Source organism: Streptomyces gossypii, from assembly GCF_025165795.1.
GTDB lineage: Bacteria > Actinomycetota > Actinomycetes > Streptomycetales > Streptomycetaceae > Streptomyces > Streptomyces gossypii.
The window spans coordinates 273233-285719 of the sequence record NZ_JAJAGO010000012.1 but is presented as its reverse complement, the minus strand read 5'-3'; the positions used below and the strand labels follow the sequence as shown (position 1 = coordinate 285719).

The 12487-nt window shown below is 70.1% G+C and carries 9 protein-coding genes; 3 read left to right on the top strand and 6 right to left on the bottom strand.

What is annotated here, in order from left to right; all coding sequences use genetic code 11:
* Positions 1 to 10 precede the first annotated feature (10 nt).
* Together LHJ74_RS25320 and LHJ74_RS25315 are read right to left on the bottom strand one after the other, a co-directional pair.
* Positions 11 to 520 (bottom strand): flavin reductase family protein, encoded by a 510-nt coding sequence (locus tag LHJ74_RS25320; protein ID WP_260220522.1) that lies wholly within the window; start codon positions 518 to 520, stop codon positions 11 to 13.
* The gene (locus tag LHJ74_RS25315; protein ID WP_260220521.1) at positions 517 to 2112 is read right to left on the bottom strand and encodes a tryptophan halogenase family protein; all 1596 of its coding nucleotides are present in this window, start codon (positions 2110 to 2112) and stop codon (positions 517 to 519) included. The genes LHJ74_RS25320 and LHJ74_RS25315 overlap by 4 nt, the downstream gene beginning before the upstream one ends.
* 218 nt (positions 2113 to 2330) lie before the next feature.
* Here LHJ74_RS25315 and LHJ74_RS25310 point away from each other — a divergent pair, with 218 nt between their 5' ends.
* Both LHJ74_RS25310 and LHJ74_RS25305 read left to right on the top strand, forming a co-directional pair.
* Positions 2331 to 3809 (top strand): flavin monoamine oxidase family protein, encoded by a 1479-nt coding sequence (locus LHJ74_RS25310; protein ID WP_260220520.1) that lies wholly within the window; start codon positions 2331 to 2333, stop codon positions 3807 to 3809.
* A complete protein-coding gene (locus LHJ74_RS25305; RefSeq protein ID WP_260220519.1) occupies positions 3806 to 7165 on the top strand; it encodes a ferritin-like domain-containing protein in 3360 nt (1119 codons plus the stop codon). The genes LHJ74_RS25310 and LHJ74_RS25305 overlap by 4 nt, the downstream gene beginning before the upstream one ends.
* 86 nt (positions 7166 to 7251) lie before the next feature.
* Here LHJ74_RS25305 and LHJ74_RS25300 read toward each other — a convergent pair whose 3' ends face one another.
* The 3 genes from LHJ74_RS25300 to LHJ74_RS25290 all read right to left on the bottom strand — a co-directional run bounded on the left by LHJ74_RS25300 (position 7252) and on the right by LHJ74_RS25290 (position 9458).
* On the bottom strand, positions 7252 to 8016 hold the full coding sequence (locus LHJ74_RS25300) for a class I SAM-dependent methyltransferase (protein WP_260220518.1): 765 nt from the start codon (positions 8014 to 8016) through the stop codon (positions 7252 to 7254).
* Between the two features lie 399 nt (positions 8017 to 8415).
* Entirely contained in the window at positions 8416 to 9327 is a 912-nt protein-coding gene (locus tag LHJ74_RS25295) for an NAD(P)-dependent oxidoreductase (protein ID WP_260220517.1), read from the bottom strand.
* Complete coding sequence (locus tag LHJ74_RS25290; protein ID WP_260220515.1) at positions 9324 to 9458, bottom strand: hypothetical protein; 135 nt, start codon at positions 9456 to 9458, stop codon at positions 9324 to 9326. The genes LHJ74_RS25295 and LHJ74_RS25290 overlap by 4 nt, the downstream gene beginning before the upstream one ends.
* Before the next feature lie 249 nt (positions 9459 to 9707).
* Between LHJ74_RS25290 and LHJ74_RS25285 the strand changes: the two genes are divergently transcribed.
* Positions 9708 to 11036: a cytochrome P450 gene (locus tag LHJ74_RS25285; RefSeq protein WP_260220514.1), complete on the top strand. Its 1329-nt coding sequence runs from the start codon at positions 9708 to 9710 to the stop codon at positions 11034 to 11036.
* Between the two features lie 67 nt (positions 11037 to 11103).
* On the opposite strand, the gene LHJ74_RS25280 is transcribed toward LHJ74_RS25285, so the two are convergent.
* A complete protein-coding gene (locus LHJ74_RS25280; protein ID WP_260220513.1) occupies positions 11104 to 12474 on the bottom strand; it encodes an FAD-dependent oxidoreductase in 1371 nt (456 codons plus the stop codon).
* Between the last annotated feature and the right edge of the window lie 13 nt (positions 12475 to 12487).

The window sequence follows — 12487 nt, the reverse complement described above, 5'->3', positions numbered from 1 at the left end:
CCCCCTGGGATCAGCAGGTCTCCTCGGGGGTCCACCGGGAGAACTGCCGGAGCCCGTAGAGCAGCGGGACGTTCGGGGAGGAGCGCGTGCTGGCCACGTTTCCGAGAACCATGGTGTGACTGCCCACCGCGGTGAGCCGGGTGACCCGGCACTCGGCCACCGCGAAGGCGTCACGGATCAGCCAGGGGACCCCCGCCGAACCGAGCTGCTTCCACGGAACCGTCCCGAACCGGTCGTCGACCGGGGTGGAGAAGATCTCTGCGGTCTCCCGCGCTCGCGAGTGCAGCAGATTCACCGCGAACCGGCCGCAGTGACGGATCGCCCCCAGGGTGCTGCTGCGGGTCGTCAGGCACACCAGGAGAGTCGGCGGTGTCAGTGTGACGCTGCACAGCGAGGAACACGTGGCGCCGCGTGGCTCCAGCTCCTCGTCGATGCTGGTCACCACCGCCACTCCGGTCGGGAACGCGCTCATCAGCGCCCGGTACTCGTCGGCGTCCACGGCGAGCGGTCCAGCGGTCATTTGCCGTGTAGTTGGCGCAGGTACTCGTAGTTGGATGGAAGGGTGCCGGGCAGCGCCTGCTGTTCCTCCCTCACCTGGTCGAAGAGGCGCTGCGCACCCTCCACCGAGCCCTCGTGGTGCATGAGGGACGGCAGCGGATGGTCCGGCTCCAGCCCCAGCCCGGCGAAGATCGAGTAATAGCTGCCGTTCGTCCAGAAGTTGCGGAACTCCACGTCGAAGCTTCCGTAGTAGTCGCCCTCCGTGCTCACCGGCGGATTGATCGGCAGGCCGGCGCGGAACATCGCGATCTTCTCGCGGATCTGGTCGGGCAGGTGGATCTCCTTGTTCGCCCGCCAGAACTCGGTGTCGTTGCGCGGGGCCAGCGCGAAGTGCGCCTGGATGAAGTCCCGCGTGTCGTCGAACATCTCCTGGATCTCGGTGTTGAAGCGATCGGAGAGGACGGGGTCGAATCCCTTGTCCGGGAAGTGCTTCGCCAGCTGGTAGACCGAGGCGTAGATGAAGTAGATCCCGGTCGACTCAAGCGGCTCCAGGAAGCAGTTCGACAGGCCGATGCCGACGACGTTCTTCACCCAGGCGCGGCGGTTGCGGCCGACGCGGAAGCGGACGTGGTTGAGTTCCCCCTCGGTCTTCTCCGGGTCCAGCCCCCACAGGCGGCAGAAGTCCTCGGTCGCCTTGTCACGGGTGGTGAAGCGGTCCGAGTAGACGTATCCGGTACCGAAGCGCCCGAGCATCGGGATCTTCCACGTCCAGCCGGACTCCATCGCGATGGCGGAGGTGTACGGCTCGACGCCGTTCGCCTCGTCGTCGTGCGGCAGGGAGTACGCCACCGCGCTGTTGCACAGCAGGTGTTCGCTCATGTCGAGGAACGGCTCTTCCATCGCCTGGTTCATGAGCAGGCTGCGGAAACCCGAGCAGTCGACGAACAGGTCGCCTTCGAGGACGGCGCCGCTCTTGGTGCCCAGCGCAGTGACGAATCCGCGGGAGTCCTGCTGCACCTCGCACATCTCGTCCTGGACGTGGATGACACCCTGCTTGCTCGTCGCGTGACGGCGCAGGAAGTCGGCGACCAGGTGGGCGTCGAAGTGCCAGGCGTAGCGGGTGACGGGCGTCCCCTCGCGGTTGCGCGGCGCCTTGCGCTCGTCCATGAGCGCGACCTGCGGGAAGCAGGCGTAGTCGAAGGGCTCATCGGTGGTGCCGTGCTTGCGGTGGTAGGTCCAGTAGTGCGAGAGCGGCACCCCGTCGTGCTCCGGCAGCAGTCCGAAGGGATGGTGGAAGTGGTCCGGCCTGCCGTTGAGCTGGCGTGCCTGCGCCTCACCCTTCCCGGGTGTGCGCCAGTTGATGAACTTGACAGCCACCTTGAAGGCCGCGTTGCATTCGGGCATCCACTCGTCCTCGGCGATGCCGAGGTAATCGAAGAACACTTTCTGGAGATTGGGGACGGTGGCTTCCCCGACGCCGATCTTCGGAATTGACGGCGCTTCCAGGACGGTGATGGTGGCGGTGTTTCCGAGTGCCTTCGCAAGGTAGGCGGCGGACATCCATCCCGCTGTGCCGCCACCCAGAACGACGACCTTTTTGATTCGCTGGTCCATGGCAGAAATCCTCCCTGATGGGCCCCGACATCCAGATGTTGGTCAACGGTAGGAGCGCACCCGGCCTCCCCGGGCGAGTCGGCCGAGCAACCTACGCGATCGCGCGGGATGCGCTCCGCGGTGTGTGCCAGAAGGCCGCCGCAGCCGCATCACCCCTGGTTGTCCGCTGATCGACCGGGGGATGTGGGGGCGTCGGACGATCCTCCAGAGTCGACATCATGTGGGCATCAACGCAGACAGGATCCGAAGCGGCGGGAGACGGGCCGGCCGAGGACCACAATGGGGACGTCGTGGTCCTCGGCGCGGGAATCGCGGCTCTGGTGGCGGCGTACGAACTGGAGCTGCTGGGGCACCGGGTAATGGTCCTGGAGGGCAGCGAGCGAATCGGAGGGCGTGTCTACACCCACCGTTTCGGGACGGCGGACAACGCCCCGCACGTCGAACTCGGCGCCATGCGGATACCTCCGGGCCACGAGCTGACAATGCGGTACGTGGAAAAGCTCGGACTGAAGTCCGCACTGCGCCCGTTCCGTACGATCCTCAGCGACGAGAACAATTACCTGACCACCGGCAGCGGATACGTCCGGGTGAAGAACGCCTCCGGCCCCCTCCTGGCGGATCTGCGGCGCGAGGTGCCGACGGCGTCGTACGGGAGCGTCACCCTGCTCTTCGGCGCCTGGATGGCGGCGGTCGTCCGCGCCATGGCACCGGCCGAACTGCGGGACAATCTCGCCTCCGACCTGACCACGCTGCTCCGGCTCGCCGACCGGGTCGACCTGACACCGTACGTCCACGGCGCCCGGTCCGACCGGATCGACCTCGGCGCGGTCTTCCGCGAGCACCCCGAACTGCGGATGGGGTGCGGCCCGCGGCTGTACAGCTTCCTCGACGATCTCCTGCTGGAGACGGGCACCGGCCTGATGTACCTCAGCGGAGGCATGAGCCAGATCGCCGAGCGCCTCGCCGACCGCATCCGAGGGCCGATCCTGCTGGGCCGCGAGGTGATCAGCCTGGACGCTGGCTGCGATCAGGTCAGCCTGGGCATCCGGCACCGCCGCCACCGTACGGTGCGGCAGCACCCGGCGGTGCTGTGCACGCTGCCCTTCTCGGTGCTGCGCCAGCTGGCGCTGACCGGCTTCGACGACGACAAACGCGAGGTGATCGGCAGCGTCGACTACGGCGGGGCGACCAAGATCGCGCTGCACTGCCGGGAGGCGTTCTGGGAGCGTGACGGCACCCTCGGCGGAGCGTCGGCGACCGGCGGCCGCACCCGCCAGACCTACTATCCGCCGCACGAGGGCGACCCCGCCCAGGGGGCGGTGCTGCTCGGCTCGTACGCGATCGCCGAGGACGCCGACCTGCTCGGGCAGTTCCCCGAGGACGCCCGGCACGCCGCCGTCATCGACGAACTCGCGCCGCTGTACCCGCAGCTCAAGGAGCCGGGCACGGTGCTCGGCGCGGCCAGCATCGCCTGGGCCGGCCACCGGTGGAGCAACGGCTGCACGTCCCGCCGCTGGCGCTGGGGCAAGGACGCCACCGGCCGTGACGAGGAGATGCGGCGCGCGGCCCGTCCGCAGGGGCGGCTGTTCTTCGCCGGGGAGCACTGCTCTGCCACCCCGGCCTGGATCAACGGGGCCATCGAGTCGGCACTCGGCGCGGTGACCGCCATCGACACGGCACTGAGGAGTTCCCGTTGAGCGTTTTCGACCTGCCCCGTCTGCACTTCGCCGGCACCGCGGTCACCCGGCTGCCCACCGGGCCCCGCAGCGGGCTGTACGACCTCGCCCGGAACCGGGCGGTGACCGCCGAGGGCGAGCCCTTCCCCGCCGACCGCCCCGCCGAGGAGTACCACGCCTATCTGGACGGCCTCGGCCGGCACTTCGGGCCGGACGGCCGGACCACCGACGACGGGCCGTTCAGTACGGTCAAGGGCTGGAACTTCGGCGGCAACGGCCACTTCTGGGTGGACGCGCGGATCACCGGATGGGAACGCACACCGGGCGACGCCGACACCAGCGACCCCGTCGTCGGCCGGCAGGTCGACATGTGGGGCCACTACAACGACTACCTGGCGACCACCTTCAACCGCGCCCGCGTCTTCGACGTCGATCCGGCGTCCAACTGGACGACCACCGTGATGATCGGCCAGTTCTGCTTCGGCAGGCAAGGCCGCTCGCACGACGTCGGCTCCATGGCGACGGGGGCGGTCAGCGGCCTCCAGCCGCCGCGCTGGCAGAACTCCCGGTACGTCCTGGACGTCGGCGAGCATCCGCTGGCGAGCCGGTTCCGGCGCTCGGTCGTGCACCAGTTCGCCGTCGACGCGGGCTCCGGGCTGGACTGGCTGGAGGAGACGGAGGTCTCCGAGGCCGCACGGCTGCTGCGGTCGCGGGTCGCGGAGGAGGGCGTCAGCGGGCTGGTCGTACGGTTCGCGCTCACCAACATGGCCACCCCCCAGGCCAATGACGCGCCCGACGTGTGGCAGGTGCGGGGCACCATCGCGCCCCGGCTGCCGGACGAGGAGCGGACCACCCCGGCGGGGCGGGTACTCAGCGCGCGCGGGGCGCACCGCGAGGGCGCTCAGGTGACGGAGGACGCTGCGGGGCCCGCACTCCACAACGCGGCGGTGCGGGTGACCGCCGAGCACACGACCGTCGACCTCATCACCGCGGTTCCCGTCGTCCACCGGTGCACCGAGCCCGGTCCGGGCCCGGTGCACCGGCTCGGACCGCGCCTGGACGTGGGGGACTTGGAGCTGCGTACGCGTGACTCCGGGCGGCTGATCGCCCGCGTCCCGCGCGACGCCTACCTCGGTGACACCGACCCGTACGGCGGGCTGGTCACCGTACCCACCTGCCCCGAGGGGGCCGCCGAACGGAGCGGGCCCGACGAACCGCTGGTGCTGCTGGGCGTCCGTCCGGGACGCGAACCGGCCGTGCTGCTCACCGAGGAGGAGACGGTCGTGCGGGTCGATGACTCCGCCCTCTTCCTCGACCAGCCGAACCCCCGCACCGGCGAGGACAACGCCGCCGAGGTGGCGGTGCGCACCTACCGGCTGGGCCGCCCCGCAGCGGTGACCGGACTGCGGGTGCTCCAGTACTTCAACCCCCGTGCGCTGCCCGCCGATCCGCGGCTCACACCCGACGCGGCCGCCGCACGGTGCGACGACATCCAAATCCTCGACGTCCGGCCCGGGGGCCCGCCGGGTGCCTCGGACGGATGGGCCGAGTCCTGCACCCTGGAGACCGACGCCGAGGGGCGCGGCACGCTTGCCGTCAGGTGTGCCGAAGCGGGCGCCGCCCGGCTGCTGTTCCTCCCCGAGGGCGAGGCACCACCCTGCGACCGGGACGAACCGGGCTCCGCCGCCCGCGCGTACGACAACGACGACCGCCTCGGCTACTGGCCCGCGATGAGCACCGTCGACGTGCGGGCCCTGCCCGACACCTGGCACCTGGAGGACATCCCCCGCGACCAGGTCGGCTACGAGGTGCTCTACCGGGAGGTGTTCGCCCCCCACGAGCAGTTGAGCTCCTTCATGAGGGACGGCGTCTTCAGCCTGGAGGACGAGTGCCGGGTCGCCACCTACCCGCGGCTGATCTGGCTGATGTGCGACCCCCGCAACAAGGACAAGACCTTCTACATGCCGCCCAGCCGCGATCTGACCGAGCCGCAGGCAGGACTGCTGCTCGCCTACCTGCGGCAGGACGAGGCGAGCCGCAAGCCGCCGCCCCGGACGGTACCCCGGCAGGCACCGGACGGCGCCATCACCACCCGCGCCCAGCTCTACGACGGGCTGCGCGAGGCCGCTGGCGTCGAACTCGCCGTCATGATGCAGTACTTGTACGCCGCCTGGTCGATCCCGCTGTACGGCGCGGGCCAGGAGCTGGTGCGGCGGGGCGATTGGTCCCAGGAGCAGTTCCGGCTGGCCTGCGGCGACGGCGGGGAGACCCTCAGCAACGGAATGCGCGGCAGCCTGCTCAGCGTGGCCCGGGAGGAGATGATGCACTTCCTGGTGATCAACAACATCATCACCGCCATGGGGCAGCCCTTCCACCTGCCGCCGATCGACTTCGGGACGATCAACAGCCGGTTGCGGGTGCCGCTGGACCTGTGCCTGGAGGGGTTCGGGCTGGGCAGCGTGCAGCGGTTCATCGCCATCGAGCAGCCGCACACCAGCACCCCCGACCTCGCCGACAACGGGACACCGGGCAGCACACCCGGCTCGCCGGGCGTACGGACCGGGGGCCCGTACCGCTACCAGTCGCTCAGCGATCTGTACGCCGCGATCCGGGAAGGCATCAGCACGGTGCCGAACCTCTTCCTCGTCGACCGCGGGCGGGGAGGCGGCGAACACCACCTGTTCATGCGGGAATCGGTCAACCGCACGAACCCGGACTACCAGTTGGAGGTGGACGACGTCTCCAGCGCCTTGTTCGCCATCGACTTCGTCACCGAACACGGCGAGGGCAGCGTCCTGCAGTCGGTGGAGCACGACGAGGACTCGCACTTCGACACCTTCCTGCGGATCTCGGATCTGCTCATGGCCGAGCACATGAAGCAGCCCGGCGAGCGCCGGCCGCCGTGGAGTCCCGCCTATCCGGTGCTGCGCAACCCCTCGCTGCACGCCGGGAACCCGGCCCGCGAACAGGTGACGAACCCCGAGGCACGCGCGGCACTTGTGGTGTTCAACCGCTCCTACTTCCTGATGAACCAGCTGCTGGTCCAGCACTTCGGCGGTGCGGCGGACGCCAGCCTCCGCCGCTCCCAGCTGATGAACGCGGCGATCGACGTGATGACGGGGATGATGCGCCCGCTCGCCGAACATCTGGTCACGCTGCCCTCCGGGCAGCCGGGGCGTACGGCGGGGCCGTCGTTCGAGTTGGAGGAGGAGCCGGGATTCCTTCCACGACCGGACGTCGCCGCCCGGTCGATCAGCCTCCGCTTCACCCATCTCGCGGCCCAGGCGGCTGAGTTGCCCAAACTGCCGTCGAGGGTCCCGGAACTCATGCGGTTCTACGCCGAGTTCTTCCAGGACTTCAAGCCCTTCACCGCGTAGGTCAGTTCCGGTCCGGCACTACCGAGGGTCCGGAGCCGTCATCGGACGGCTCCGGACCCTCGGCGGTGAACGTGGAGCGGTGAACGTCAGTCGGCCGGGGCCCGCCAGAGCGCGACGCCCATCGCGGGCACCACGTCATGGAAGAACTCGGTCCCCGGCAGCCAGGCGGAGAACGTCTCGTGGAACTCCTCCCGGCTCGGCAGCACGCTGTGCTCGCACAGCTCCCGCCAACTCGGGTTGAGGAAGAGGTGCAGCGCGTCCGTGGCGGCCTCGATGTCGCTGGTGATCCGGTACGCCGTCTGCGCGTTCTGGAACGCGACATCCGTCAGCCAGTCCGCGTCCTTGCCCCTGCGGTCGTGCAGAGAGGTCCGCTCCGGCTCGAAGACCATCAGCAGCCCGCCCGGCGCGACCAGCGAACGCAGGTGCGGCAGGATCTGGTCGTACGGCCGCATGTGGAACACCGCGCTGTAGGAGAAGACGGCGTCGAACTGACCGTCCCTGGCGGCGGTGACGTCGTAGGCACTGCGCTTCTCGTAGCGGATGTTCGGGCGGGAGTGGCCCGCACGGCCGATGTCGAGCAGGGCATCGGCGACATCGATGCCGAGTACCTGCTCGTAGCGGTCGGCGAGCAGCGGGCAGTACCGGCCGGTGCCGCAGCCCGCGTCCAGCGCTCGCCCGCCGCCGGGCAGCCGCGCGTTGATCCAGTCGTTCAGCCCCGGTGCCGCGCTCATCTTCTCGGCGATCTTGTTGAAGTGATCGGCGACGTCGTCGAACAGCGAGCCGACCCTCTCCGACCTTTCCGAGAGATTCTCCGCTGTCGCCTCAACGGGTGTGGAACCAGGTGCACTCATACTTCAACCTTTCCCTTCTGACTGCTCTGCCGTATTCGTTGCCGTATTCGATGTCTTTTTCGGACGCCCTATGGGATACGCGTCCGGTGCGAAAAGGCTAGCCAGCGCACGGCCGTTCGTAGCGTGTGTGGCACCGATTCCACCTGACCGTGTGAGGTGCGCCGGAAAGGAACGCGTGCAATGCGGTCCGCCGGTACACGGAACTGCGTGTAAGGATGTTCACCGAGTGATGTGGTGGGTCCGGCCGTGCATTTCCCTGACAGCCCTCCGGCGGCTCGCCGGGCGGTATCCGGCCCGTCCGCCTCCCGCACGGCAAAGGCCCCGGCCAGCGGTGTGCGCTGGTCAGGGCCCTGTTGAGCTACCGGAGCCCGGTACTGCCGGGGCTCCTTCGTCAGCTTCTCAGCCGACTCCTCCGGGCACGGCTTCGGCCGTCCTGGTCAGGCTTGCTTCGATCGTCTCGATCAGACTGGTCGGCCCCTGTTCTCCGTAGCCGTCGGCGATGCGGCGTTGCAGCAACGTCTGGAGATGCTGGAGGCGTTCGGTGTCGATGCCGCGCGAGCGCCGCATATCGATCACCGACTGCGCCATCGGTTCGAACTCGGCGACCGTGCCGTAAGCGGTCGGGTCGTAGTCGGCTTTGTCGGCCTGCTGCGCGATCATCGGCATCAGCGGGGGGATTTCGCCGATGGTCCGCGCCACCACGGGAGCGAAATCGGCTGCGGACACACCCTCGCGGCGCATCAGGGCGAGGGTGTGCAGATAGCCGATCCAGAACTCGAAGTAGAGGCTGTTCATCGACATGTCGAACAGCGCGGCCACGCCGTGGTCGGTCCCGACGTAGCGGGCACCGCCGCCCAGTACGAGCAGCGTCGGCTCGTGCCGCTCGTACGCCGCCCGGGGACCCGCGTACAGCAGATGGGTCTCGGGCCCGCCGATCATGCGGTAGTCGGTCATGGCGGCGGCGGCCAGATAGTCGGTGCCGTGCTCGGCCGCCCAGGCGGCGGCGGAACGCGCCTGCTCCGGGACGCTGGTGGTCACGTTGACCAGAGTGCGGCCCGACGTGGCGGTGCCCAACCGGGCGAGGATCTCCTGTGCGGCCTTGTCGTCGGTGACACAGAGGATCACCAGGGAAGCGGTGGCCGCCGCCTCGGCGGGTGTTGCCGCGACGGTCGCGCCCGCCTTGACCAGCGGTGCGGTCCTGTCGGGCGAGCGGTTCCAGACGGCGGTCGGATGGCCCGCCGCCAGCAGCGTCGTGGCGATGGCGCCGCCCAGACGTCCCGTGCCGAGCACGGCGACAGCGGGGGCGCTCATGACGCGTCGGCGTGGTCGGTGTGACCGGTGTGACCGGTGTGACCGGTGCTGCCGGCCGGGCCGGCGAGACCGGTGCGGGCCCCGCGTACGGAGGGGTCCGGCGGGGCGGTGAAGCTGAGGATCTTGTTCATAACAGCGAGACTGCGCCCGGCCGCCGGGCTTCAAACTCGCAGGTCGCCCAGTGAAGATGCTTGCGATTCCGTGCGCGGTGAAAACCACGTGTCCGCGCGGGATGGGCCCCGCACGACCTCCCCGTATGGCGCAATGCCGCCACCCGAACCCACCTCCTCCGGGCGCTTACGCGTGATGTGGCGGCCCGTCCCGCCCGGCCACACTCTGGGGGACTTCCCGACTGCATCCAGGCGCGAAGAGGAGTGGGGATGAGCACTGCGAGGACGATTCCGCTGGCGGGCAAGTCCCTGCCCTTTCTGGGGCATGCGCTGCCGCTGCTGCGCGATCCGCTGGCGTTCCTGTCGTCCCTGCCGGCATACGGCGGGCTGGTGCGGCTGCGTCTGGGACCCCTGTCGCTCGTCATGGTGTGCGACCCGGGGCTGACCCGCCAGGTCCTGCTCGACGACCGCACCTACGACATGGGCGGGCCGATCATGGACCGGGCCCGCAAGCTGGTCGGTGACGGCCTCGGCACCTGCCCTCGCAGCCGCCACCGGCGTCAGCGGCGGCTCTGCCAGCCCGCCTTCCACCTCGACCGCATGCCCGCCTACGGGGCGGTGATGGCGGACTCCTGCAACGCCGCGTCCACGTCCTGGCAGCACGGCCAGGAGATCGACGTGACCGAGGAGATGTCGACCCTGGTCATGGGGATCGTGGCGCACACCATCTTCTCCGCGACGGCGCCCCAGATCTCGCAGAACATCAGGGACGACTTCAAGGCCATCTCCAAACCCGCGTTCTGGCTCATGGTCATGCCACCGGTCTTCGGCCGCCTGCCCACCCTCGGCAACCGGCGCTACCAGCGGGCCCACGACCGGCTGCGGAGCACCGTCGGTGAAATCATCGCCACCCGCCGTCCCGACGCCACCGACCACGGCGACCTGCTCTCCTCACTGCTGAGCGCGCAGGACCCCGACAGCGAGAGCGAGCACCAGGCGCTGAGCGACCGGGAGGTGACCGAACAGGTGATCAACATCTTCGCCGGAGCGGACGCCGCCGGGCCGACGCTTGCCTGGGCGCTGTACCTGCTCGCCACGCACCCCGAGGTCGAGGAGCGGCTCCACAAGGAGGTCGACGAGGTCCTGGCCGGTGGCCCCCCGACTTTCGCCCATGTGGCCGAACTGAAACTGGCCGACCGGGTGATCTCCGAGGCGCTGCGGATGTACACGCCCACCTGGTTCGGCAGCCGGGTCGTCACCGGGGACACCGATCTCGGGGGATTCCAGCTGCCCGCCAAGACGATGATCGGCTGGAGCCCGTACCTCATCCACCGGCTGCCCGAGCTGTACGACAATCCGGACCGCTTCGACCCGGACCGCTGGCTGGACAGCCAGCTGGACCGGGAGGCGTACCTCCCCTTCGGCGCCGGGGGCCGCAAGTGCATCGGCAACCGCTTCGGCATCAACACGGCCGCGCTCGCGCTGGCCTCGATCACCTCACGCTGGCGGCTGCGTCCGGTCGGCGACGAGCCGCTCAATCCGGTGGTCAAGACGATGCTGGCTCCGCACGGCGTGCGGCTGCGAGTGGAAGCCCGCTGACGCGCTCCCACTGATCCCTGCGGGACGGACCCGTCACGCCCGTGCCGGAGGCACGCACCCCGCAGGCTCAGCAGCCGCCGGAGACGGTCGCTCCCGCGCCGATCTGGAGCGTGGACGGCGCGGCGCAGCAGCCGCCACCGGCCTCACCACCGGCCTCACCCTCCTGCGCGCCGGGCTCGTCGAACAGACCGGCTCCGCCGCACACGCCGGTCTCGGCCAGGACCAGCTCGACGCGTGCCGCCGCCTCGTGGTCACCGGCCAGCGCCGCGGCGATGGAGCGGACCTGCTCGTAGCCGGTCATGGCGAGGAAGGTCGGGGCGCGGCCGTAGCTCTTCATCCCGGCCAGATAGACGTCCTGCTCGGGGTGGGAGAGCTCCTTCGCGCCGTGCGGGTAGACGGTGCCGCAGGAATGCTGGTTGGGGTCGATCAGCGGGGCGAGCTCGACCGGTGCCTGGAGTCGTTCGTCCAGCTCGAGCCGGAGCTCTTCGAGGAAGGACAGGTCGGGCCGGAAGCCGGTGAGGGAGATGACCTCGTCGACGGGGTCGAGGCGGCGGCCGTCCTCCGCGACGAGGACCAGCTGCTCGCCGCTCTCTTCGAGGGCGATGGTGCGGAAGCCGGTGACGGCGTCGGCGAAGCCGTCGTCCACCGCTGCCTTGGCGGCGAGTCCGAGCGCGCCGCGCGCCGGAAGCTGGTCGGCTTCGCCGCCACCGAAGGTGGAACCGCTGATTCCGCGCCGCAGAATCCACACGCCGTGCGTGCCGGGGGCTTCCTTGGCGAGGGCGGCCAGCGAGGCGAGGGCGGTGAAGGCGGAGGCGCCGGAGCCGATGACGGCGGTGCGCCTGCCCGCGTAGCGAGCCCGTACCGCCGGGTCCTTGAGGTCGGGCAGCCGGTAGGAGACGCGCCCGGAGGCGGCACGCTCGCCGAGGGCGGGCAGGCCGTCGCCACCGATCGGGCCGGGGGTGGCCCAGGTGCCGGAGGCGTCGATGACGGCACGGGCGGTGAGACGCTCCTCGGTGCCGTCGGCACGGGAAAGGCGGACGGTGAACGGCTGCTCCGCGCGGTCGGCGTCCACGACGCGGTCGCGGCCGAGGCGGGAGACGCCGGTGACGGTGGCGCCGTAGCGGACCCGGTCGCCCAGGGCGTCGGCGAGCGGCTGCAGGTAGCGCTCGGCCCAGTCGGCGCCCGAGGGGTACGCGGCGGCGTCGGGGGCCCTCCAGCCGGTGGGCGCCAGCAGCTTCTCGGCGGCGGGGTCGACAAGCTCGGACCACGGGGAGAACAGCCGCACATGGCCCCATTCGCGAACGGCGTTTCCGGCGACCGGTCCGGCTTCCAGGACCAGCGGGTCGAGGCCGCGTGCGGCGAGGTGGGCGGCGGCGGCCAGACCGATCGGGCCTGCTCCGATCACCACGGTGGGCAGGGCGGTGGTGGGCGCGTTCACGAAGACTCCCAAT

Excerpts from the sequence above, each read along its gene's own strand:
- LHJ74_RS25285 (WP_260220514.1), top strand. The coding sequence starts at position 9,708 with ATGAGCACTGCGAGGACGATTCCGCTGGCGGGCAAGTCCCTGCCCTTT.
- LHJ74_RS25295 (WP_260220517.1), bottom strand. The coding sequence starts at position 9,327 with ATGAGCGCCCCCGCTGTCGCCGTGCTCGGCACGGGACGTCTGGGCGGC.
- LHJ74_RS25315 (WP_260220521.1), bottom strand. The coding sequence starts at position 2,112 with ATGGACCAGCGAATCAAAAAGGTCGTCGTTCTGGGTGGCGGCACAGCG.
- LHJ74_RS25310 (WP_260220520.1), top strand. The coding sequence starts at position 2,331 with ATGTGGGCATCAACGCAGACAGGATCCGAAGCGGCGGGAGACGGGCCG.
- LHJ74_RS25320 (WP_260220522.1), bottom strand. The coding sequence starts at position 520 with ATGACCGCTGGACCGCTCGCCGTGGACGCCGACGAGTACCGGGCGCTG.
- LHJ74_RS25300 (WP_260220518.1), bottom strand. The coding sequence starts at position 8,016 with ATGAGTGCACCTGGTTCCACACCCGTTGAGGCGACAGCGGAGAATCTC.
- LHJ74_RS25290 (WP_260220515.1), bottom strand. The coding sequence starts at position 9,458 with ATGAACAAGATCCTCAGCTTCACCGCCCCGCCGGACCCCTCCGTACGC.